The sequence below is a fragment of the Amycolatopsis sp. NPDC104863 genome (assembly GCF_055582965.1).
Genome location: NZ_JBVJOW010000001.1, coordinates 1,950,819 through 1,971,078 on the forward strand (window position 1 = coordinate 1,950,819; position 20,260 = coordinate 1,971,078).

Annotated in this window: 22 protein-coding genes and 1 riboswitch; of the genes, 12 read left to right on the forward strand and 10 right to left on the reverse strand. The window is 70.7% G+C overall.

What is annotated here, in order from left to right; all coding sequences use genetic code 11:
- Window positions 1-217 precede the first annotated feature (217 nt).
- A complete protein-coding gene (locus ACZ63J_RS08605; protein ID WP_465398671.1) occupies window positions 218-850 on the forward strand; it encodes a LysE family translocator in 633 nt (210 codons plus the stop codon).
- Window positions 851-880: 30 nt separating this feature from the next.
- Here ACZ63J_RS08605 and ACZ63J_RS08610 read toward each other — a convergent pair whose 3' ends face one another.
- Entirely contained in the window at window positions 881-1,942 is a 1,062-nt protein-coding gene (locus ACZ63J_RS08610; protein ID WP_465398672.1) for a cobalamin-independent methionine synthase II family protein, read from the reverse strand.
- Between the two features lie 289 nt (window positions 1,943-2,231).
- Between ACZ63J_RS08610 and ACZ63J_RS08615 the strand changes: the two genes are divergently transcribed.
- The gene (locus ACZ63J_RS08615) at window positions 2,232-2,498 is read left to right on the forward strand and encodes a DUF3040 domain-containing protein (protein ID WP_465398673.1); all 267 of its coding nucleotides are present in this window, start codon (window positions 2,232-2,234) and stop codon (window positions 2,496-2,498) included.
- Between the two features lie 15 nt (window positions 2,499-2,513).
- Complete coding sequence (locus ACZ63J_RS08620; protein ID WP_465398674.1) at window positions 2,514-3,539, forward strand: DNA polymerase IV; 1,026 nt, start codon at window positions 2,514-2,516, stop codon at window positions 3,537-3,539.
- On the opposite strand, the gene ACZ63J_RS08625 is transcribed toward ACZ63J_RS08620, so the two are convergent.
- Window positions 3,536-4,195: a TetR/AcrR family transcriptional regulator gene (locus ACZ63J_RS08625; RefSeq protein ID WP_465336886.1), complete on the reverse strand. Its 660-nt coding sequence runs from the start codon at window positions 4,193-4,195 to the stop codon at window positions 3,536-3,538. The genes ACZ63J_RS08620 and ACZ63J_RS08625 overlap by 4 nt on opposite strands.
- 86 nt (window positions 4,196-4,281) lie before the next feature.
- Between ACZ63J_RS08625 and ACZ63J_RS08630 the strand changes: the two genes are divergently transcribed.
- From ACZ63J_RS08630 to ACZ63J_RS08650, 5 genes are all read left to right on the forward strand, one after another.
- Window positions 4,282-5,172, forward strand: a complete 891-nt coding sequence (locus ACZ63J_RS08630) for an AurF N-oxygenase family protein (RefSeq protein WP_465398675.1) — start codon at window positions 4,282-4,284, stop codon at window positions 5,170-5,172.
- Window positions 5,173-5,228: 56 nt separating this feature from the next.
- Complete coding sequence (locus tag ACZ63J_RS08635) at window positions 5,229-5,891, forward strand: hypothetical protein (RefSeq protein WP_465398676.1); 663 nt, start codon at window positions 5,229-5,231, stop codon at window positions 5,889-5,891.
- Entirely contained in the window at window positions 5,888-6,370 is a 483-nt protein-coding gene (locus ACZ63J_RS08640) for a GNAT family N-acetyltransferase (RefSeq protein WP_465398677.1), read from the forward strand. The genes ACZ63J_RS08635 and ACZ63J_RS08640 overlap by 4 nt, the downstream gene beginning before the upstream one ends.
- 31 nt (window positions 6,371-6,401) lie before the next feature.
- Window positions 6,402-6,477: riboswitch (S-adenosyl-L-homocysteine riboswitch) on the forward strand.
- 158 nt (window positions 6,478-6,635) lie between these two features.
- Window positions 6,636-8,096 carry an adenosylhomocysteinase gene (ahcY, locus tag ACZ63J_RS08645; RefSeq protein WP_465398678.1) on the forward strand — a complete coding sequence of 487 codons (1,461 nt, stop codon included), beginning with the start codon at window positions 6,636-6,638 and terminating at the stop codon, window positions 8,094-8,096.
- Between the two features lie 121 nt (window positions 8,097-8,217).
- The gene (locus ACZ63J_RS08650; protein WP_247052228.1) at window positions 8,218-8,373 is read left to right on the forward strand and encodes a hypothetical protein; all 156 of its coding nucleotides are present in this window, start codon (window positions 8,218-8,220) and stop codon (window positions 8,371-8,373) included.
- Window positions 8,374-8,659: 286 nt separating this feature from the next.
- On the opposite strand, the gene ACZ63J_RS08655 is transcribed toward ACZ63J_RS08650, so the two are convergent.
- The 7 genes from ACZ63J_RS08655 to ACZ63J_RS08685 all read right to left on the reverse strand — a co-directional run bounded on the left by ACZ63J_RS08655 (window position 8,660) and on the right by ACZ63J_RS08685 (window position 13,904).
- A complete protein-coding gene (locus ACZ63J_RS08655; protein WP_465336892.1) occupies window positions 8,660-8,869 on the reverse strand; it encodes a hypothetical protein in 210 nt (69 codons plus the stop codon).
- 120 nt (window positions 8,870-8,989) lie between these two features.
- A complete protein-coding gene (gene ku / locus ACZ63J_RS08660; protein WP_465398782.1) occupies window positions 8,990-9,910 on the reverse strand; it encodes a non-homologous end joining protein Ku in 921 nt (306 codons plus the stop codon).
- An 85-nt stretch (window positions 9,911-9,995) separates the two neighbouring features.
- The gene (locus ACZ63J_RS08665) at window positions 9,996-11,222 is read right to left on the reverse strand and encodes a styrene monooxygenase/indole monooxygenase family protein (RefSeq protein ID WP_465398679.1); all 1,227 of its coding nucleotides are present in this window, start codon (window positions 11,220-11,222) and stop codon (window positions 9,996-9,998) included.
- A gap of 19 nt (window positions 11,223-11,241) precedes the next feature.
- Window positions 11,242-11,862 carry a GTP-binding protein gene (locus ACZ63J_RS08670; RefSeq protein ID WP_465398680.1) on the reverse strand — a complete coding sequence of 207 codons (621 nt, stop codon included), beginning with the start codon at window positions 11,860-11,862 and terminating at the stop codon, window positions 11,242-11,244.
- Window positions 11,837-12,205 (reverse strand): DUF742 domain-containing protein, encoded by a 369-nt coding sequence (locus tag ACZ63J_RS08675; RefSeq protein WP_465312611.1) that lies wholly within the window; start codon window positions 12,203-12,205, stop codon window positions 11,837-11,839. The genes ACZ63J_RS08670 and ACZ63J_RS08675 overlap by 26 nt, the downstream gene beginning before the upstream one ends.
- 29 nt (window positions 12,206-12,234) lie before the next feature.
- On the reverse strand, window positions 12,235-12,675 hold the full coding sequence (locus tag ACZ63J_RS08680) for a roadblock/LC7 domain-containing protein (RefSeq protein ID WP_465312469.1): 441 nt from the start codon (window positions 12,673-12,675) through the stop codon (window positions 12,235-12,237).
- Complete coding sequence (locus tag ACZ63J_RS08685; protein WP_465398681.1) at window positions 12,672-13,904, reverse strand: sensor histidine kinase; 1,233 nt, start codon at window positions 13,902-13,904, stop codon at window positions 12,672-12,674. Before ACZ63J_RS08685 ends, ACZ63J_RS08680 begins: the two co-directional genes overlap by 4 nt.
- A 348-nt stretch (window positions 13,905-14,252) precedes the next feature.
- On the opposite strand from ACZ63J_RS08685, the gene ACZ63J_RS08690 reads away from it, so the two are divergent.
- The 4 genes from ACZ63J_RS08690 to ACZ63J_RS08705 all read left to right on the forward strand — a co-directional run bounded on the left by ACZ63J_RS08690 (window position 14,253) and on the right by ACZ63J_RS08705 (window position 19,803).
- Window positions 14,253-14,918, forward strand: coding sequence for a TetR/AcrR family transcriptional regulator (locus tag ACZ63J_RS08690; RefSeq protein WP_465398682.1), 666 nt, complete (start codon window positions 14,253-14,255; stop codon window positions 14,916-14,918).
- Entirely contained in the window at window positions 14,912-16,645 is a 1,734-nt protein-coding gene (locus ACZ63J_RS08695) for an ABC transporter ATP-binding protein (RefSeq protein ID WP_465398683.1), read from the forward strand. The genes ACZ63J_RS08690 and ACZ63J_RS08695 overlap by 7 nt, the downstream gene beginning before the upstream one ends.
- Window positions 16,642-18,645 (forward strand): ABC transporter ATP-binding protein, encoded by a 2,004-nt coding sequence (locus ACZ63J_RS08700; RefSeq protein WP_465398684.1) that lies wholly within the window; start codon window positions 16,642-16,644, stop codon window positions 18,643-18,645. Before ACZ63J_RS08695 ends, ACZ63J_RS08700 begins: the two co-directional genes overlap by 4 nt.
- 96 nt (window positions 18,646-18,741) lie before the next feature.
- A complete protein-coding gene (locus tag ACZ63J_RS08705; RefSeq protein ID WP_465398685.1) occupies window positions 18,742-19,803 on the forward strand; it encodes a DNA polymerase ligase N-terminal domain-containing protein in 1,062 nt (353 codons plus the stop codon).
- On the opposite strand, the gene ACZ63J_RS08710 is transcribed toward ACZ63J_RS08705, so the two are convergent.
- Window positions 19,793-20,164: an SPW repeat protein gene (locus ACZ63J_RS08710; protein WP_465398686.1), complete on the reverse strand. Its 372-nt coding sequence runs from the start codon at window positions 20,162-20,164 to the stop codon at window positions 19,793-19,795. The two genes, ACZ63J_RS08705 and ACZ63J_RS08710, sit on opposite strands and share 11 nt — an antisense overlap.
- Window positions 20,165-20,260 lie beyond the last annotated feature (96 nt).

Consider the following 20,260-nt stretch of genomic DNA (forward strand, 5'->3'; position numbering starts at 1 on the left):
GTCGCGTGGTGATACTGACGGTGCCGGCTCGGACACACAGCGGTTGCGGCGCACCTCGGCGATTTGATCGGGAAGCGGAGTCCGTCCATCCGGGATCGGTCGCCGAGCGCAGGCCGACTGCGCCGTCCACGGATGCCGATCACCTCACCAAAAAAGCGAGTTCCGGCGGCCGCACCTGCACCAAAAATCAGTTCGGCGCGGGTCGTATCCTTCGGCCATGATCCCCGGTGCCACCGCCGCGTCGTTCCTCCTGGTCGTAGTCCTCGGCGCGATGTCCCCCGGACCCGACTTCGTCGTCGTGACCCGGACGTCCCTCACCGGCGGCCGCCGGGCCGGGATCGCCGCCGGGGTCGGGATCGCGCTCGGCGTTTTCGCCTGGGTCGTCGCCATCGCGCTCGGTGTTGCCGCCGTGCTCACCGCTTCGGCCGTCGCCTTCAGCGTCGTGAAGCTGGTCGGGGCCGCCTACCTCGTTTACCTCGGCGTGAAAGCCTGGCTCGCCGTTCGCCGCGGGGAGTACCGGGATCTGCGAAGCGACAAACCGACCACCCCGCTCCACGCCGGCGCCGCCTTCCGGCAGGGGCTCTTCACCAACCTGCTCAACCCCAAGGTCGCCGTCTACTTCCTCGCGCTGCTCCCCCAGTTCCTGCCCGCCGACGGCTCCACCCTGCAGACGCTCGAGCTCGCCGTCATCGCCACCGCCGGCACCGTGCTCTGGTTCGCCACCCTCGCCCTCGTCGTCGGGGCGCTCAAGCGGTTCTTCGCCGACGGGCGCGTCCGGCGGGGGCTCGACGCCGTGCTCGGCAGTGTGCTCGTCGCGCTCGGGGTCAAAGTCGCCGCCGAAACGGCGTGAGGGCCCGCCGGAGCGGGCCCTCACTCACCGTCAGCCCAGCTTTTCCGCCGCCAGGCGGGTGCCTTCGACGCGCGCCTTGATCTTCGCGAACGCGATGTCGCGCGAGGTCGACGTGTCGTCGGCGAACGGGGAGAACCCGCAGTCGTCGCAGGTGCCCAGGCGCTCGGCCGGGAGGAACTTCGCCGCCGTGAGGACGCGGTCGCGGACCTCCTCCGGGGTCTCCGCCCGCGGGTCGATCGGGTCGATGACGCCGACGAAGACCCGCTGCTCCGCCTTCAGGTTGTCCGCGATGACCCGCAGCGCGCGCTCCGGCTCGGCCTCGCTGGCCAGCTGGACGAAGAAGCGCCCGGCCTTGAGGTCGAACAGCGTCGGGAGCAGGTCCGCGTAGTCGACGTCGAGGCTGTGCACGGAGTCCTGGTCGCCACCCGGGCAGGTGTGGACGCCGATCTTCGCGCGCTCCTCCGCCGTGAAGCGGTCGAGCACCGCGTTGTTGAGGTCGACGAACTGCCGCAGCAGCCCGCCCGACGGGTCCAGCTTCAGCGAGAGCCGGCCCTCGGTGAAGTCGATCTGCACACTGTCCGCGCCGGCGTCGAGGCTGCGCCGGATGTCCGCCTCGGCCTCGTTCACGAGGTCGGCGACGAACTGCTCCTGGGTGTAGCCGTCGATGCCGTCGGCCGGGTAGATCAACGAGACCGCCGACGCGGCGATCACGGCCTGCTTGACCGGCTTGCCGGTGAGCGCTTTCGCGCGGGTCAGGTACTCGTCCGCGTGGGTGGCGTAGCGGAACGGGCCCGCGGTCAGCCGCGGCAGCTGCCGGGTGTGGCCGTCGGCGAACGGGATCACGACACCGTCGGGCGCCAGCGCGGTCAGGCCGGCCAGCGGGTACGTCGCGAAGCTCGGCTTGCCCTGCTCGCCGTCGGTCAGCACCGGCGAGCCGGTTTCCTCGAGCCGGGTGATCGTGTCGGCCAGCGCGCGGCTTTCGAGGTCCGCGAGCGCGGCGGCGTCGATCCGCCCGGCGGCGAACTCGCCGAGGCCCGCGACGAGGTAGTCGGGACGCGGGATGCTGCCGATCGGCTCGGTGGGCAGGGTCATCAAGTCCTCCAGCTGGTCGAAGGTCCTGACCGGTCACCCCGCGCGCGAAGCAGGAGCCGGCCACCCGTCCCCAACGGCCGCCCCCACGGGACGTCCCCTCCGTCGTCCGGGCCTCGACCGGCCACGTTCAGGGGGCAACGTAACGTGTCCGGTACCGGTTACGGAGCGCAGATCACCCGTACGGCGCAGTAAAAAGCACAGATTGAGAAGGCATTCGGCGGTTCGTCCGCGCGACGATTGGGTATTCGCTCTGGCGATACGGCGCGTTCGGCGCCGAAGGAGTACCCCGATGCTCAGTCACCACGAACGCACCGAGCTCGAGAAGATCGAGCGCAGTCTCGAATTCAGCGACCCCGACCTGGCCACCGCCCTGCGCGAGGGCAAACGGCGCCGGAAGCCGCGCGCCCTCCGCACCGCCCTGCTGATCGCCCTCGACGTCACCGCCGTGGCGCTCCTCGTGGTCGGGCTGATCCTGCCCGACCCCGGGGTCACGCTCTGCGGGATCCTCGCCCTCACCGGCGCCGTCTGGACCCACGTGGCGCGCCACCGCGTCTGAGGCGAGACTGGGCCCGTGAAGTGGGTCCTGCACGTCGACCTCGACCAGTTCATCGCCGCGGTCGAGATCGCCCGCCGCCCCGAGCTGCGCGGGAAGCCCGTGGTCGTCGGGGGCGCCGGGGACCCGACCGAACGCGCCGTCGTCGCGACGGCGTCGTACGAGGCGCGCGCGTTCGGGATCCAGTCCGGCATGCCGCTGCGGATCGCGGCGAAACGCTGTCCCGACGCCGTTTTCCTGCCAAGCGACCCGCCCGCCTACCTCGAGGTGTCGGAGCGCGTGATGGCGGCGCTGCGGGAGTTCCCGGTCGTCGTCGAGGTGCTGGGCTGGGACGAGGCCTTCGTCGGCGCCGAGACCGACGACCCGGAGGCGTTCGCGGCCGCGCTCAAGGAGGCGGTAGCCGCCGAGACCGGCCTGTCCTGTGCGGTCGGCATCGGGGACAACAAGCTGCGGGCCAAGCTCGCCACCGGGTTCGGCAAGCCGGGCGGGATCTTCCGGCTGACGCGGGAGAACTGGTGGGACGTGATGGCCGAGCGCCCGACCGACGCGCTGTGGGGCATCGGCGGCAAGACGGCGAAGAAGCTCGCCGAGCTCGGCATCACGACGGTGCTCGACCTGGCCGGCGCCGAGGCTGCGGCGCTGGCCGCGCGGTTCGGCCCGAAGACCGGCCCGTGGCTGCGGTTGCTCGGCGGCGGCATCAGCGACGCCGAGGTCAGCGCGACACCGTACGTGGCCCGCTCCCGCAGCCGCGAGACGACCTTCCAGCGCGACCTGACCGACCCGGCCGAGATGGCGGCGGAGGTGTCGGCGCTGGCGAAGCGCGTCACGCAGGACGTCCTCGAGGAGGGCCGCCCGGCGGCGCGGGTGGCGGTGAAGGTCCGGTTCGCGCCGTTCATGACGCACACGCACAGCATCACCTTGCCCGAGCCGACGTCGGACGCCACCGAGATCGACCGGGCGGCGCGCGAGGTGCTGGGGATGTTCGAGCTGACGCGGGCGGTGCGGCTGTTGGGTGTCCGGGCCGAGTTCCCGCGCGAAGACTAGAGCTCGTCCGGGAGCGGCAGCGGCCGGTCCGGGTCCAGCTCCACCCCGCCCGCCCGCAGCGTGTGATCGAGCATCGCCCAGATCGTGCCGGTCAGCTGGTCGGTCAGCTGGGCCAGGCTGAGCGCGCCCGGGTGGTCGAGCCAGCGGGTCGTCGCCGACTCGACGTAGCCGACCAGGCCGAACGCGATCGTGTCCGCCGGCGCCGGATCCAGGCCGAACGCCGCCAGGTAGCCGGTGAACAGGCGGCTCAGGTGCCGCGCGATCGTGCCGCGGACGTCGGTCGCGGTCACCGGCGCGCCGGGCAGCGTGCGGGCCAGGTAGCGGTGCAGGTGGGCGTGCTCGGTCAGCCAGCGCAGGTGCGTCGAGATCACCGTGGAGATCATCCCGTTGGGCGACCCTTCCGGGTGCCAGAGCGGCCGGAGCTCGGCGGTGACCAGCTCGGCCGCGCGTTCGGCGATCGCGCGCTGGAGGTCGGCCGCGCCGTCGAAATGCCGGTACAGGCGGGTGCGGGCGACACCGGCGCGCTCGGCGATCTGCTCGGTCGAGACGTCCGGGCCGTGCTCGGCGATGGCCGCGAGCGCGGCGTCGACGAACTCCGCGCGCCGCCGTTCCTGCTGCCCGGCCCAGCGCGCCGCCCGTCCGTCGACCTTGGTCACGGCGGAAGCCTACTCACGGCGCGCCGGGCGGTGTACGCTGCCGAAGTAGCTAGTACATCGCGTACCCCCTACTTTCGGAGGCCGCCATGGGCGTCGAGGCCCAGGACCGGGACGTCACCGCGGCCCGCCTGCTGAAGAGCTCCGCGAAGAACTCCTACGACCCGTACGTCGACATCGACTGGGCCGCGCCGCTCGCCGAGGGCAAGGCGTACATGCCGCTCGAGCGCGTCTCCCTCTACGGCACCGACCTCTGGGCGAAGCTGACGCCCGAGCAGCGGATCGAGCTGTCCAAGCACGAGATCGCCAGCATCATGAGCGTCGGCCTGTGGTTCGAGATCGTGCTGATGCAGCTGCTCGCCCGGTACGTCTTCGACCTCGACGCGCGCACCGAGCACGCGCAGTACGCCATGACCGAGATCGGCGACGAGACCCGGCACTCGGTCATGTTCGCGCGCACCGCCGAGCGGCTCGGCGTCCCGCGCTACGGCGTCCCGCAGGTCGTGCACCGCGCCGCGAAAGTGTTCGGCGCGACCGCCGCCGGGCCGTCGATGTTCGCCAGCGTGCTGGTCGCCGAGGAGACCACCGACCGGCTGCAGCGCTCGATGATGGACGACGACGGGATCCAGCCGCTGATCCGCTCGGTCAACCGCATCCACGTCGTCGAAGAGGCCCGGCACGTCCGGTTCGCCAAGGAAGAAGTGCTGCGGGAGACGCCGAAACTGTCGAAGGCGGCCCTGCAACGCCATCGGCTGCGGACCGCGCTCGTCGCCTACGGCGTCATCGACAGCATGGTCGACCCGCGGATCTACCGGAGCGTCGGGATCCCCGCGCGCGAGGGCCGGGCCGCGGCGCTGGCGAACCCGCACTTCCACGAGACACGGCGCTGGATGGCCGCGAAGATCGTGCCGTTCCTGCGCGAGACGGGGCTGATCGGCGGCCGCTCCGAAGGCATCTGGCGGCGCGCGCACCTCGTTTGAGAGCCAACCGGAAAAATCCCGTCCCGCCGGCGGCCCGGGTCCGCCACGATTGCCGGGTGACCGAAGAAACCCCGCTCGGACCGGCGGTTCCCCGGCGCCGCCCGCTGCTCGCCCGCCCGGTCGCCACCGGCCTGATCGGGGTGCTCGTCGGCGCGTTCCTGGTCGGGGTGCCCTGGCTGGTGCTCGGCCTCTTCGGGGACGAACCGAGCGGCCGGGAGCTGACCGCGCCCGCCGCCCTCGGCGGGCTGACCCGCGCCCAGGACGCGATCGCGAAGGTCGACAAGGTCCGGGGCCAGGCCCAGATCGACCGCGTCGGCAAGACCGACCGCGAAACGGGCAACCGCGTGTCGGCGGCCTACGGCGGGGCGGGCGCCGTGGTGCAGCAGTACCAGGACGACCGGCTGCTGCGGTCGTTCCAGCTGATCGCCGTGCGCGCGTCCTCGCCGGAGCTGTTCGCCCCGTTCGAGGACGTCCAGGCCCTCGGGGTGGCCAAGCCGAGCACCGAGCTGGTGCGGATCGGCGACGTCGGGTGCCTGGTGCACAACGACCCGGCCGCGCCCGGCTCCACCCCGGACCCCGACCGCTCGTTCGTGCTGAGCTGCCAGCGCACCGGCCCCGGCCTGACCGTCACCGTGCGGAGCCTGGCCACCGAAGGCAACCACGACCCGCGGGAGCTGGCCGGGATCGTCGAGCAGGCATGGCAAGAGCTCAGCGCATGACCACCGTCCGGCTCGCCCGCGCCGACGACGAGGCCGTGCTCGCGAAGCTCGACGAGCGCACCTGGACGACGGCGGTGTCCCCCGCTCCCCCGCCGCCGCCCGGCACCCCGTTCTTCGGGGACGGCACCCGGCCGGAGAACGTCCTCGTCGCCGAGCACGACGGCACCGTCGCTGGGTACGTCCGGCTCGACGCGGGCTTCCCCATCGCCGCGCACCGGCACGTGCTGGTGGTCGGCGGGCTCGCCGTCGACCCGGACCGGCGCCGGCTCGGCATCGCGCGCCGGCTCGTCGACGCCGCCGTGGCCGAAGCGCGCCGCCGGGGCGCCCGGAAGCTGACGCTGCGCGTGCTCGGACACAACACCGCCGCGCGCCGGCTCTACGAGCGCTGCGGGTTCACCGTCGAAGGGGTGTTGCGCGCGGAATTCCACGTCGACGGCGAGGACGTCGACGACGTTCTCATGGCGTGCGTGCTCGCTTGACAGCTTCCCGGCGGTTTTGCCATCCTGGTCGCGGGCCGAGAGGCGCTGCGACGGAATCCTTTCCGCCACGCTCGGCCCGGACCACGACCCAAGGGCGCCTCCTTCACGGGAGGTGCTCTTTTTTGTTGCGCGGACTCAGACCCTCGGCCCTCGGCGGCCACGCCTAGCTCCAGCCCCGCACCCGTTACGGCACCAGCGTGCCGCGATCAGTGCTGCCCTTTTCCGTTTTTCCATCCCGAAACGCCGATTCCGGAGTGACCGAAGAATGAGCGAGAAACTGCAGAACCGCAACGGCCTCGACTTCGCCGTCGCCGACCTCGCGCTGGCCGACGCCGGCCGCACGCAGCTGCGGCTGGCCGAGCACGAGATGCCCGGCCTGATGGCGATCCGCCGCGAGTACGCCGCGACGCAGCCGCTGAAGGGCGCCCGCGTCGCCGGGTCGCTGCACATGACCGTCCAGACCGCCGTGCTCATCGAGACCCTGGTCGCCCTCGGCGCCGAGGTGCGCTGGGTGTCGTGCAACATCTTCTCCACCCAGGACGAGGCCGCCGCCGCGGTCGTCGTCGGCCCCGAGGGCACCGTCGACGCCCCGTCCGGCACGCCGGTGTTCGCGTGGAAGGGCGAAACGCTCGAGGAGTACTGGTGGTGCACCGACCAGCTCTTCGCGTTCTCCGGCGGTCAGGCGCCGAACATGATCCTCGACGACGGCGGCGACGCCACCCTGCTCGTCCACAAGGGAGTCGAGTTCGAGGCGGCCGGCGCGGTGCCGCAACCGTCCGAAGAGGACCCGGAGGAGTACCGGATCGTCCTGGAGACCCTGCGTGCCAGCCTGGCCGCCGACGGTGACCGCTTCACCCGGATGGCCAAGGAGATCCGCGGGGTCACCGAGGAGACGACCAACGGCGTCAAGCGGCTCTACAAGCTCGCCAAGGACGGCGAGCTGCTCTTCCCGGCGATGAACGTCAACGACTCGGTGACGAAGTCCAAGTTCGACAACAAGTACGGGATCCGGCACTCCCTGGTGGACGGGATCAACCGGGCCACCGACGTGATGATCGGCGGCAAGCGCGTCCTCGTCTGCGGGTACGGCGACGTCGGCAAGGGCGCGGTCGAGGCGCTGCGCGGCCAGGGCGCCCGCGTCGCGGTCACCGAGATCGACCCGATCTGCGCGCTGCAGGCGGCGATGGACGGCCTCGACGTCGTCGAGCTCGAAGACGTCGTCGCCACGTCCGACATCTTCATCACGACGACCGGGAACTTCGGCATCATCTCCGCGGACCAGATGAGCCGCATGAAGCACAACGCGATCGTCGCGAACGTCGGGCACTTCGACAACGAGATCGACATGGCGGGGCTCGCGAAGCTGCCCGGTGTCGTGAAGAACGAGATCAAGCCGCAGGTGCACGAGTGGACGTTCCCCGACGGCCACGCGATCATCGTGCTCTCCGAGGGCCGCCTGATGAACCTCGGCAACGCGACCGGCCACCCGTCGTTCGTGATGTCGAACTCCTTCACCAACCAGGCCATCGCGCAGATCGAGCTGTTCGCCAAGCCCGGCGAGTACGCCACCGACGTCCACCGGCTGCCCAAGCACCTCGACGAAAAGGTCGCCCGCCTGCACCTCGACGCTCTTGGTGTGAAACTCACCAAGCTGTCGAAGGCCCAGGCGGAGTACATCGGCGTGGACGTCGAAGGCCCGTACAAGCTCGACCACTACCGGTACTGAGCGGAAGTTGCTCCATTTGCCGCAGTTTGGCACCCCGCGAAACTGGCCATCCTCCGAACGAGAGCGCATCCGCCCGGACGGCACGGAGCCGGGCCGGGTCTCGTGCGAAGGAGAGTGTCAAGTGATCGTCCTCGGTGTGATTCTGCTGGTCATCGGGTTCATCGTCGGTATCCCGGTGCTGTACACCATCGGCATCGTGCTCGCGGTGGCCGGCGTTGCGCTGGCCATTCTCGGCGGCACCGGCCGCAAGATCGGCGGCCGCGCGCACTGGTACTGATCCCGTGACCCCCGGCCCGGTCCGGTCAGCGCTTCCGCTGACCGGGCCGGGCCTTTCGGTTTTTTACGGCGCGCCCGGAAAGCCGCCGCGGAAAATAAAGGGTCCTCCGGCTCCGAGGGGGAGGGAGAGCCGAAGGACCTCGTTAGTGTTAGCACATCGCCAAGCCCGTGTACACAGCTGCATACACGATCGGGTTACGTTCCTGACGCCTTTCTGACACCGAGAAGGCCTCCCCGGCGGACGGCAAAGCCCGGCGGGAAGGCCTTCACGGATCCTGGCGGGAGGCTCAGGAAACCTGGCGCAGCAAGGATTCTTCCGGCGCGGCCGCGCACGCGCAGCCGCCGCCGACGGTGTGGCAGTCGACGATCAGCCCGTGCCGGACGCGGTCGGGGTCCCCGCAGGCCGGATCCGCGCATTCGGCGAATCCGCCTTCCGGGTGGACCACCAGCGTCCCGTGGCAGTGGTCGATCCCCGCGTCACAAGAGGCGCACTCCATGACCGGCCCGCCTTTCCGCGATCGGTGTGCTCGCACCTCTTGGTACCACCGGGAAGCGGACGGGTCCGGTACTGGGACGGCGTGTCGGCACAACCACCCGACCGGGATCGCGGCAGCGGCTCAGGCGGACTTCGGCGCGCGCTTGCGGGCCGCCGGCTTCTTCTTGGCCGGCTTCTCGTCCTCATCGGACTCGCCGGACTCGTCCCCGGCGGTGTCCGATGTGGCCTTGGTGGCCGGTTTGGCCGCGGCCTTCGCCGGCTCGCGGGACTTCTTCGCCGCGTCCACACTGGCCTGCAGCGCGGCCATCAGGTCGACGACGTCGGCCTTGGCGGTGACCGCCGCGGGCTTGGTCGTCTCCTCCCCCGCGACCTTGGCCTCGATCATCTCCTCGAGGGCCTCGCGGTAGTGGTCGCGGTACTTGTCCGACTCGAACACCGGCTCGGCCAGGGAGTCGATCAGCGAGCCCGCCATCGACAGCTCCTGCGGCCGGATCTGCGGCGGGTCGTCCCGCAGGAACGGGAAGTCCGGTTCGCGGACCTCGTCCGGCCACAGCATCGTGGTCATCACCAGCACGTCGGAGTGCACCCGCAGCACCGCCATGCTCTCCCGCTGCCGGACGGCGACCTTCGCGACGGCCACCTGGCCGGCCTTGTGCAGGGCGTCGCGCAGCACGATGTACGGCTTCACCGCGTTCTTCTGCGGCTCCAGGTAGTACGTGCGGTCGTACTGGATCGGGTCGATCGACTCCAGCGGCACGAACTCCAGGACGTCGATCGTGCGCTGCGAGGACAGCGGCAGCTCGGCCATCTCGGCGTCGGTGATCACCACCATCTCGCCGTCGGGCAGCTCGTAGCCCTTGGCGATCTCGGCGTACGGCACTTCCTGGCCGTCGATCGTGCAGAACCGCTTGTACTGGATGCGCCCGCCGTCGGCCTCGTGCACCTGCCGGAGCGAGACGTTCTTGTTCTCGGTGGCCGCGTACATCTGGATCGGGATGGACACCAGCCCGAACGACACCGAGCCCTTCCACATCGCCCGCATGCCCCGCACCTCCGAGATCGCCTTCACGCTACGTAGTTACCGTAGCCCGAATCGTCCCCCGGCGACAGTGCACCGCACCGGCGATCTAGACCTCTGCCAGGTACTTCTCCCAAAGTGCCGGATCCAGGAACCAGTGTTGGAAGTCCGTGGGATCCGTGAAACCGTTGGCGAACCGCTTCGCGACCGCGGGGTTCTGACCGGCGACGCCGAGGATCTGGAGCACGTGCGGGGGCGGCGGCAGGAGCAACGCGTTCGTCCATTCGGTGACGTGCCGGGCGTACTCCCAGTAGCGCTCGAACGTCGCGTCCATCCACTCCGCGTCGAACGGCCGGTCGCCGCGCTCCACGATCGCGTCCAGGTAGGTCGCCGCGCAGTGGCTCGCGTTGTTCGAGCCCTGGCCGGTGATCGGGTCGTTCGCCACGACGACGTCGGCCATGCCCAGCACGATCGCCCCGCCGGGCAGGGTGCCGACCGGCCGGCGCACCACCGGCGTGTAGCCGCCCGCGAGCGTCGCCTTCGGGTCGGTCAGCTCGGCGTCGCGGCAGCGCTCGTACTCCCACGGCACGAACTGCCGCATCAGGTCGAGGATGCGCACGAAGTGCTCGGCCGGGGCCGGGCGGTCGTCGAAGCAGTCGAGCGGGCCGCCGGGCACCCCTTCGAAGAAGAGGATGTCGCAGTTCCCGCTGAGCGTGTGCGCGGGGATCATGAACAGCTCGCCGACCCCGGGCACGATGTTGAACCGCACCGCCTGCTTGTCCGGGTGCTCCGGCCGCGGGCGCACGCCGTGGGCGTAGGCGAGCGAGAGCGCGCGCATCGGCTTCGTGTACGGCGACCGCTCGGGCACGCGGTCGAACAGCTGGACCAGCTCGCCCTTGCCGGCCGAGATGATCACCAGGTCGTACAGCCGGGCCAGCGCGTCCAGCTCGGAGGTCATCACGCCGTGGATGACGAGCTTGCCGCCGCGGTCTTCGAACAGCTCCAGCCAGCCCGCCATCTTCACCCGCTGGTCGACCGACTGCGCGATCTCGTCCAGCTCGGCGAACCAGTCGAGCGCGCGGCCGCCGTCGGGCGCGGCCACCGAGACGCCGAGGCCCTCGACGTCGACGGTCTCGGACTCCCACAGGTTGATCCCGAGGTCCCGCTCGTGCTGCAGCGCGTCGTGGAACATGCACTGCGTCGACATCACGCGCCCGTGCCGGATCTCCTCCGGCGTCCGCGCGGACATCACGGTGACGTCGAAGTCCTTCGCCAGCAGCCCGAGGGCCAGCTGCAGCCCGGACTGCCCGGCGCCGACGATCAGAACCCTGCGCATGAAGCTCGTTCTCCTCTGTTCAGGCGTGCGGGGCGCTGCCGGCGAGCTCGCGCGGGCCCGACAGCACGGCGAGCGACAGCGTGTGGCTGACCAGCTCGGTCAGGGTGGCGATCGTCGACGCGCGGTCGCGCGCGTCGCAGGTCACCAGCGGGACGGCCGGGTCGAGGGCGAGCGCGTCGCGCACCTCGTCGAGGTCGTGCACCGGCTTGCCCTCGAACTGGTTGACCGCGACGACGAACGGCAGCTCGGAGTCGTTCTCGAAGTAGTTGATCGCCGCGAACGACTCGTCGATCCGGCTGGTGTCGACCAGCACCACGGCGCCGAGCGCGCCGCGGCTCAGGTCGTCCCAGAGGAACCAGAACCGCGCCTGCCCCGGCGTGCCGAACAGGTACAGCAGCAGGTCCGGGCGCAGCGTGATCCGGCCGAAGTCCATCGCGACGGTCGTGGTCGACTTGCCGCCGGGCGGGATGTCGTCGACCCCTTCCCCGGCTTCGGTCATCCACGCCTCGTTACTCATCGGCGGCACTTCCGACACCGCGCCGACGAACGTGGTCTTGCCGACACCGAAGCCCCCGGCGACGACGATCTTCGCGGAGATCGTCAGCAGATCGCCCTCAGGCGGGGAGCCGCTTGAGCCCATCAAGGATCCTCTCGAGCACGTTGGTGTCGTGGTGGTAGGCGTGCGCGGTGGGGTGGACGAACACCGCGCCCTGCGAGGCGAGGTCGCCGATGAGCACCCGCACCACACCCAGCGGCAGGTCCAGCCCGACCGACAGCTCGGCGATCGAGCACCGGGTCCGGGCACGTTCGTAGAGCGAGCGCGACTCGGGCATGAGCGTGTCGCTCAGCGCCGGGTCGTACCGCGGGACCGACACCAGCGTCTCCACCAGCAGCTGGTGCCGGGTGCTGGTGCGGCCGCCGGTGAGCGCGTACGCCCGGATCCGGCGGCTGCGCCGCGGCAAGGCGGTGTCCTTCTCGGACACGGGAACCACATCCTTGTCGGGCACGCGGATCACACCTTCGGCCGGCGCGCGGTGAGCACCTGGCGCAGCTCGGCGCGCACCTCGGGGGTGAGCGCGTGACCGGCGTTGGTGATGAACTGGGTCATCTCGTAGGCGACCACCTTCATGTCCGCCTCACCCGAGGTGAGCACCGCGAGCCCGGCGCCGGACCCGATGCCCATGAAGAGGAAGTAGCCGTGGGTGAGCCGGATGATGATCTGCTCGCACGCGCCCTTGCCGAACAGCGCGGCGCTGTTGCCGGCCAGCGACAGCAGGCCGCTGGCGATGGCCGCGAGCTGCTCGGCCTCGGCTTCGGCGACCGAGTCGGACGCGGTGAGCGGGAAGCCGTCCACGCTCATGATCAGCGCGTGGCTGACGCCGTGGACCTTGCGGACGAAGTCGTCGAGCAGCCAGGCGAAGTTCGCCGGGGCCGAGGGGTGGGGGGCGCTCACGAGGCGGTTCCTCCGGGCGTCTCGTCCTGCCGGGTGCGGTTGTTCTCGGCGAGCGCCGCCTGCTCGCCGTCGGCGAACGCGCCGAGGTCGGCGAGCAGCTGCTCGTGGCCCGAGGCGGCCGGCGCCGCGGGCGGGGGCGGCTCGGGCGCGGCGCCGCGGATGCTGCCCGGCACCCGGCGCGGCAGGCCGTTGGCGGTCATACCGCCGGAAACCTGCTCGACCGGCCGGGGGCGCGGGGTGGGCTTGCGCGGCGCCGGGGCCGGCTCCTCCCGGGGGAAGGCGCCCGGACGCCGGCGCGGCAGCGTGCCGACGGCGACCGGCTCGCCGTTCGCCCCGGGTTCGGCCGGTTCGGCGGTGACGGTGCGGGTGCCCGACCACGCGTGCTCGGCGAGCTCGGTGACGATGCCGGTCGGCAGCAGCACGGTCGCCACCGTGCCGTGCGGGCTGCGCCGGTCGAGCCGCACGGTGACCCCGTGGCGGCCGGCGAGCCGGGCGACCACGGCGAGGCCCATGTGCCGCGCGGCGGCGTCGTCGAGGTCGCCCCCGGCGGCCAGCCGTGCGTTGAGGCCTTCGACGCGGTCGGCGGGGATGCCGATGCCCTCGTCCTCGATCCGGACGAGCACGCTGCCCTGTTCGGTCAGGTGCGCGCTGACGTTCACCGGCGAGCTCGGCGACGACTGGTTGGCGGCGTTGTCGAACAGCTCCGCCAGCACCCGGCCGAGGTCCTCCGCGGCGAAGCCGACGATGCCGAGGTTGACGACCCGGCCGATGGTGATCCGCGCGTAGTGGTCGATCGAGGACATCGCCTCGCGCATCAGGTCGAGCACCGAGGTGGCGCGCGCGGCGTCGTCGGCGGTGTCCTGCCCGGCCAGCACACGCAGGTTCTCGGCGTTGCGGCGCAGCCGGGTGGCGAGGTGGTCGAGCTGGTAGAGCTCGGCGAGGCGGTGGTGGTCCTCCTCCCCCTGTTCGAGCTCCTCCAGCCGGGCCAGGAGCTGGTCGAGCAGGTTGAGGTCACGCAGGGCGACGCTGGCGCAGATCTCGGCCAGCACGGCCTCGTCGGCCGGCGCCGCGACCGCCTCGACGGGCGGCAGCGCGGTGATCGCCGGGCCCGCCACGGGCGTGTACCCCGGGTGCTTCGGCGGCGCGGTGAGGTACTGCGCCGCGGCGACCCGCGAGCGGTCCAGCAGGACGCGTGATCGATCCAGGAGTTCCCGGGCCCGGCTGGCCATGTGGTCCCACTTCTTCCTTGCTCAGGTGCGGAAACGGTGCACTGCGCCGACCCCCGGGCGGCGATGCCGGACATGGAAGCAGAAAGCTTCGACAGATGTCCACAGCCGGTTCCCGCGCGAACGCGGGCCGTGAGCACGAATTCGGAGCGTCGCTGCTGGTGAGCGCAGCGGACTAGGCCAATCGGACCAATTTTGCAAGTTGCGGGTCACAACGGAGCGCACACGGCGGCCGATATCGCAGCTGACGGGGGTTCGCACGGCGGAATCCCGGCCGTGTCCGATTCGTCCCAAACTTGCGTGCCACGCAACTTTTTGCGTGGCACGCAAGTTTTTCGCTACACTGCGTGCATGTCGCCGGAAGGACCCCCGAAGCTCACGCTGCGGGAGCGCAAGAAACGCGAAGCCCGCCGCGCGCTGGCGCAGGCCGCGTTGCGGCTCGCGCTGGATCGCGGGCTGGAGAACGTGCGGGTCGAGGACATCGCCACCGAGGTCGGCGTCTCGCCCCGCACATTCAACAACTACTTCTCCAGCAAGGAGCAGGCGGTCTGCTCGATGGTCGTCGACCGCCACGAGGGGATGCGCGAAGCCCTGCTCGCCCGGCCCGAGGGCGAGCCGCTCTGGGAGTCCGTCAAGCAGGCCGTGATCGAGCAATATTCGCGTGAGGGCGAGCCGGATCGCGCGTATGTTGCGCGTATCCGGGAGCTGATGGGCCAGCTGATGCTGCGCGGCGAGTTCCTGAACGCCCACGCGGCGGTCGAACGCGTCCTCGCCGAGACCATCGCGAAGCGGGCGGGCGGGGCGGACCACCTGCTGTGCCGGCTGATGGCCTCCTCGGTGGAAAGCGCCGTCCGCGTCGCCTTCGTCAACTGGTTCATGACCGAGGGCGAGCCGTTCCTGCCCACCCTGGAACGGCTGCTCGACGAGCTGGCCACGGGGATGCCCACCCTGACCGGCGGCACCGCACCGAATCCCGGACCGAACACCACCACCGCACTGGGGGAACCGTTGTGCTAGTGAAGCTCCTGCGCAGTCACCTGCGCCCGTACAAAACGACGTTGTGGGTGATCGTCGTCCTGCAGCTCGTGCAGACGATCGCCATGCTCTACCTACCGACGCTGAACGCCGACATCGTCGACAACGGGCTGATCAAGGGCGACATGGACTACATCCTGCGCGTCGGCGCGATGATGCTGGCCATCACGCTCGCCCAGATCGCCGGCTCGATCGGCGCGGTGTACTTCGGCGCGCGCACGGCGATGGCGATCGGCCGCGACATCCGCGCCGGCGTCTTCCACCGGGTGCAGGACTTCTCCGCGCGCGAGGTCGGCCAGTTCGGCACGCCGTCGCTGATCACCCGCACCACCAACGACGTCCAGCAGATCCAGATGCTGGTGCTGATGACGCTGACGCTCATGGTGTCGGCGCCGATCATGTGCGTCGGCGGCATCATCCTGGCGCTGAACCTCGACGTGCCGCTCTCCTCGCTGCTGCTGGTGATCGTGCCGGTGCTGGCGGTGGCCGTCGGCACGATCATCACCAAGATGCGCCCGGCCTTCCGGCTGATGCAGGAGCGGATCGACAAGATCAACCAGATCCTGCGCGAGCAGATCATGGGCATCCGCGTGATCCGAGCGTTCGTCCGCGACTCCCGCGAGCGCGAGCGCTTCGACGTCGCCAACGACGCGCTGCTCACCGTGTCGCTGCGGGTCGGGCGGCTGATGGCGCTGATGTTCCCGATCGTGATGCTGGTGATGAACGCCTCCAGCGTCGCGGTGCTGTGGTTCGGCGGGCAGCGCATCGACTCCGGCAGCATGCAGATCGGCGCCATGACGGCGTTCCTGTCCTACCTGCTGCAGATCCTGATGTCGGTCATGATGGCCACGTTCATGTTCATGATGGTGCCGCGCGCGGAGGTCAGCGCCGAGCGGATCACCGAGGTGCTGGACACCGAGTCCAGCGTCCGCCCGCCGGTGACGCCGATCCGGCCCGGCACGGTGCACGGGCACCTCGAGCTCTCCGGCGTCGAGTTCCGCTACCCCGGCGCGGAAAAGCCGGTGCTGTGCGACATCTCGCTGATCGGGCGGCCGGGTGAGACCACCGCGGTCATCGGCTCGACCGGCACCGGCAAGACCACGCTGCTCAACCTGATCCCGCGGCTGATGGACGCCACGCAGGGCACGGTGAAGGTGGACGGCGTCGACGTCCGCGACCTCGACCCGGCGGTGCTCGCGCGCGCGGTCGGGCTGGTGCCGCAGAAGCCGTACCTGTTCGCCGGCACGGTGGCGAGCAACCTGCGGTACGGCAACCCGGACGCCACCGACGAAGAACTGTGGCACGCGCTGGAAGTGGCGCAGGGCAAGGACTTCGTCCAGGCGATGGCCGAGGGCCTGGAGTCGCCGATCGCCCAGGGCGGCACGAACGTCTCGGGCGGGCAGCGGCAGCGGCTCGCGATCGCCCGGATGCTGGTGCACAAGCCGGAGATCTACCTCTTCGACGACTCGTTCTCCGCGCTCGACTACGCGACCGACGCGGCCCTGCGCCGCGCGCTGGTGCCGGAAACCGCCGACGCCACGGTGGTCATCGTCGCGCAGCGGGTCAGCACGATCCGCAACGCCGACCGGATCATCGTCCTCGACGAGGGCCGCGTCGTCGGCACCGGCACCCACCACGAGCTCTTCGACGGCAACGAAACCTACCGGGAGATCGTGCTGTCCCAGCTGACCGAACAGGAGGCGGCGTGAGCACCACGGACGAAACCGCCGTCACCGACGCCGGGGAACGCCCCACCGCGGAACGGCAGAAGAACACCGGCGCCGCGACCTCGGGGCCGGGGCGCTGGATGGCCGGCGGCGCGCCGCCGGAGAAGGCGCTCGACTTCAAGGGCTCGCTCAAGCGGCTGCTGAAGATGCTTGCGCCGCAACGGATCCAGCTGATCGGCGTGCTCGTGCTCGGCGCGGCCAGCGTCGCGCTGACGGTGATCGGGCCGAAGATTCTCGGCCAGGCCACCGACGCGATCCTCGCCGGCGTGCTCGGCAAGCAGGTGCCGCCGGGCGTCACGAAGGAACAGATCGTCGCGGGGCTGCGGGCCCGGGGCGACAGCACACTCGCCGACATCTACGGCCGGGTCGACCTCGTGCCCGGCGTCGGCATCAACTTCGACAAGGTCGGCCAGATCCTGCTGACCGTGCTCGCCCTGTTCGTCATCGCGTCGTTCTTCGGGCTGATCCAGGCCCGGCTGACCACGACGCTGGTGCAGAACGCGGTGTACCGGCTGCGCCAGGACGTCGAGGACAAGTTCGCGCGGCTGCCGCTGAAGTACTTCGACCGCCAGCCGCGCGGCGAGGTGCTTTCCCGGGTCACCAACGACATCGACAACCTGGCGATGTCGCTGCAGCAGACGCTGTCGCAGATCGTCTCGTCGCTGCTGACGGTGATCGGCGTGCTGATCATGATGTTCCTGATCTCGCCGCTGCTGGCGCTGATCGCGTTGCTCACGGTGCCGCTGTCGGCGGTCGTGGCGGCGAAGATCGGCAAGCGGGCGCAGCCGAACTTCATCAAGCAGTGGTCGACGACCGGCAAGCTCAACGCGCACGTCGAGGAGATGTACACCGGCCACTCGCTGGTCAAGGTGTTCGGCCGCCGCGAGGAGGCCGCCGCGCTCTTCGACAAGCAGAACGAAACGCTCTACGAGGCGAGCTTCCGGGCGCAGTTCATCTCCGGGATGATCCAGCCGGCGATGATGTTCATCGGCAACCTGAGCTACGTGCTGGTGGCCGTGATCGGCGCGCTGCGCGTCGCTTCGGGCAGCCTGACGCTCGGCGAGGTGCAGGCGTTCATCCAGTACTCGCGCCAGTTCAGCCAGCCGGTGACGCAGATCGCCAGCATGGCGAACCTGCTGCAGTCCGGGGTCGCCTCGGCCGAGCGGGTGTTCGCGCTGCTCGACGCCGACGAGCAGGGCCCGGAGCCCACCGACCCGGAGCGGCCGTCCGTCGTGCGCGGGCGCGTGGAGTTCCAGGACGTCTCGTTCCGGTACCTGGCGGACAAGCCGCTGATCGAAGACCTGTCGCTGACCGTGGAACCGGGCCAGACGGTCGCGATCGTCGGCCCGACCGGGGCCGGGAAGACGACGCTGGTCAACCTGCTCATGCGGTTCTACGAGCTCGACCGCGGGCGGATCACGCTCGACGGCGTCGACATCGCGAAGATGAACCGCGAGGAGCTGCGCGACCAGACCGGCATGGTGCTGCAGGACGCGTGGCTGTTCGGCGGCACGATCGCGGAGAACATCGCCTACGGCGCGGACGACCCGAGCCGGGACGAGATCATCGAAGCGGCGAAGGCCACCCACGTCGACCGCTTCGTGCGGACGCTGCCGGACGGCTACGAGACCGTGCTCGACGACGAGGGCGGCACGGTCAGCGCGGGTGAGAAGCAGCTGATCACGGTGGCGCGGGCGTTCCTCGCGAAGCCGGTCATCCTCATCCTCGACGAGGCGACCAGCTCGGTCGACACCCGCACCGAGGTGCTCATCCAGCGGGCGATGAACTCGTTGCGCAGCGGGCGGACCAGCTTCGTCATCGCCCACCGGCTGTCGACGATCCGCGACGCCGACGTCATCCTGGTGATGGAGCACGGGCAGATCGTCGAGCAGGGCGACCACGAAACGCTGCTGCACAGCGGCGGCGCGTACGCCCGGCTGTACGCCGCTCAGTTCGCCGAAGCGATGGCCGAGACGGACTGATCTTCGCGTCGCAGAAGGCCCCTCGCCCCACGGGCGGGGGGCCTTCGTCGCCCGGTAGGCTGGCGGCTCCGAGCGGAAAGGGGTGCCGGGCCGGCGATGGCGGACAAACTCACCGAGTACCGCGGCAAGCGTGGCAAGGACCGCACCCCCGAACCCTGGCCGGAGGGCCCGCCCGTCCCCGGGGACGACGACCTCTTCGTCATCCAGGAACACCACGCCACCCGGCTGCACTGGGACTTCCGGCTGGAACGCGACGGCGTGCTCGTGTCGTGGGCGGTGCCGAAGGGCCTGCCGCTGACGCCGGGCGTGAACCGGCTCGCCGTGCACACCGAAGACCATCCGATGGAGTACCTCACGTTCTCCGGCGAGATCCCCGCCGGCGAGTACGGCGGCGGCACGATGACCATCTGGGACACCGGGACGTACGAAACGCTGCACTGGAACGACCACAAGGTCGAGGTCGTCTTCCACGGCGAGCGCACGCGCGGCAAGTACGTCTTCGCCAACCGCCACGAGGAGGACAACCGGGACTGGACGCTGCGGCGCCTCGACCCGGCCGAGCCGGGGCACGAGGACGCGCCGGAGTTCCTCGAGCCGATGACCGCGGCCCCGGGCGACCTGCCCGCCGACGACGACGCCTGGGCGTACGAGTTCGCGTGGGGCGGCCTGCGCACGATGATGCAGGTCTCCGGCGGCCGCGTCACCCTCCACGACGACACCGGCGCCGACGTCACGAGCCGCTACCCCGACCTGCACAAGCTCGGCGAGGAGTTCGGGTCGACGGAAGTGCTGCTGGATGGCGAAGTCGTGGTGGTCAAGGACGGCAAGCCCTACCCCGACGGCCTCGAAGAACGCCGTCGCGCCGACGGCGCCGCCGCGAAACGGCTCAAGACCAGCTGCCCGGTCTTCTACTTCGCCTCCGACGTCCTGCACTTCGACGGCAAGGCGACGCTCGAGCTGCCCTACACCGAGCGCCGGGAGCTGCTGGACGGCCTGGTCGTGACCGACCGCCACTGGCAGGTGCCGCGCTACTTCGCGGGCGGCGGTGAAGCCGTCTCCGGCGCGAGCCGCCAGCACGGCCTGCCCGGCATCGTCGCCAAACGCGCGGACGCGCCGTACCGGCCGGGCGAAGACGGCTGGCTGCTGGTCAAGAACTAGCGAGCGCCACACCCGCGACGGCGACCACCGCGCCGGCCACGATGTTGCCGGTCAGGGCGGCCGTCGACGGCGGGGTCTCCCCCACCTGCCGCAACAGCCACGGCGAGAGCGCCGCCCACACGCCGAGGACCGGGACGACCCAGCCGATCAGCGACAGCCGCCGCGTGGCGGTCCGGGCGATGGCGAGCGCGACGAGGACCAGGCCCACCAAGGTGTTGCTCAGCGCGAGCACACCCGCGCCGCCGAAGCCGGTGACCCACGGGGCGAGCACGAGGTAGAGACCGGCCAGGAGCACGAACCCCGCCGCGGCGCCGATCACCGCGGTGCGGGGCCGGCCGGCCCGGGTGGTGTGTGAAGTCATCTCCTCACCTCCACCCGGAGAGGTACCCGTTCGTCGCGGTGCGTAACCGGGGCCTGCCCGCAGCCCTCGAGACGGGCAGGTCCCGGCCGGGAAAAC

What these genes read in the sequence shown, in the direction of transcription:
- ACZ63J_RS08640 (WP_465398677.1), top strand. Translation starts at nt 5,888, where the DNA reads ATGACCACCGTCCGGCTCGCCCGCGCCGACGACGAGGCCGTGCTCGCG.
- ACZ63J_RS08665 (WP_465398679.1), bottom strand. Translation starts at nt 11,222, where the DNA reads ATGCGCAGGGTTCTGATCGTCGGCGCCGGGCAGTCCGGGCTGCAGCTG.
- ACZ63J_RS08705 (WP_465398685.1), top strand. Translation starts at nt 18,742, where the DNA reads ATGGCGGACAAACTCACCGAGTACCGCGGCAAGCGTGGCAAGGACCGC.
- ACZ63J_RS08690 (WP_465398682.1), top strand. Translation starts at nt 14,253, where the DNA reads ATGTCGCCGGAAGGACCCCCGAAGCTCACGCTGCGGGAGCGCAAGAAA.
- ACZ63J_RS08685 (WP_465398681.1), bottom strand. Translation starts at nt 13,904, where the DNA reads ATGGCCAGCCGGGCCCGGGAACTCCTGGATCGATCACGCGTCCTGCTG.
- ku (WP_465398782.1), bottom strand. Translation starts at nt 9,910, where the DNA reads ATGCGGGCGATGTGGAAGGGCTCGGTGTCGTTCGGGCTGGTGTCCATC.
- ACZ63J_RS08670 (WP_465398680.1), bottom strand. Translation starts at nt 11,862, where the DNA reads ATGGGCTCAAGCGGCTCCCCGCCTGAGGGCGATCTGCTGACGATCTCC.
- ACZ63J_RS08615 (WP_465398673.1), top strand. Translation starts at nt 2,232, where the DNA reads ATGCTCAGTCACCACGAACGCACCGAGCTCGAGAAGATCGAGCGCAGT.
- ahcY (WP_465398678.1), top strand. Translation starts at nt 6,636, where the DNA reads ATGAGCGAGAAACTGCAGAACCGCAACGGCCTCGACTTCGCCGTCGCC.
- ACZ63J_RS08610 (WP_465398672.1), bottom strand. Translation starts at nt 1,942, where the DNA reads ATGACCCTGCCCACCGAGCCGATCGGCAGCATCCCGCGTCCCGACTAC.
- ACZ63J_RS08710 (WP_465398686.1), bottom strand. Translation starts at nt 20,164, where the DNA reads ATGACTTCACACACCACCCGGGCCGGCCGGCCCCGCACCGCGGTGATC.
- ACZ63J_RS08630 (WP_465398675.1), top strand. Translation starts at nt 4,282, where the DNA reads ATGGGCGTCGAGGCCCAGGACCGGGACGTCACCGCGGCCCGCCTGCTG.
- ACZ63J_RS08655 (WP_465336892.1), bottom strand. Translation starts at nt 8,869, where the DNA reads ATGGAGTGCGCCTCTTGTGACGCGGGGATCGACCACTGCCACGGGACG.
- ACZ63J_RS08605 (WP_465398671.1), top strand. Translation starts at nt 218, where the DNA reads ATGATCCCCGGTGCCACCGCCGCGTCGTTCCTCCTGGTCGTAGTCCTC.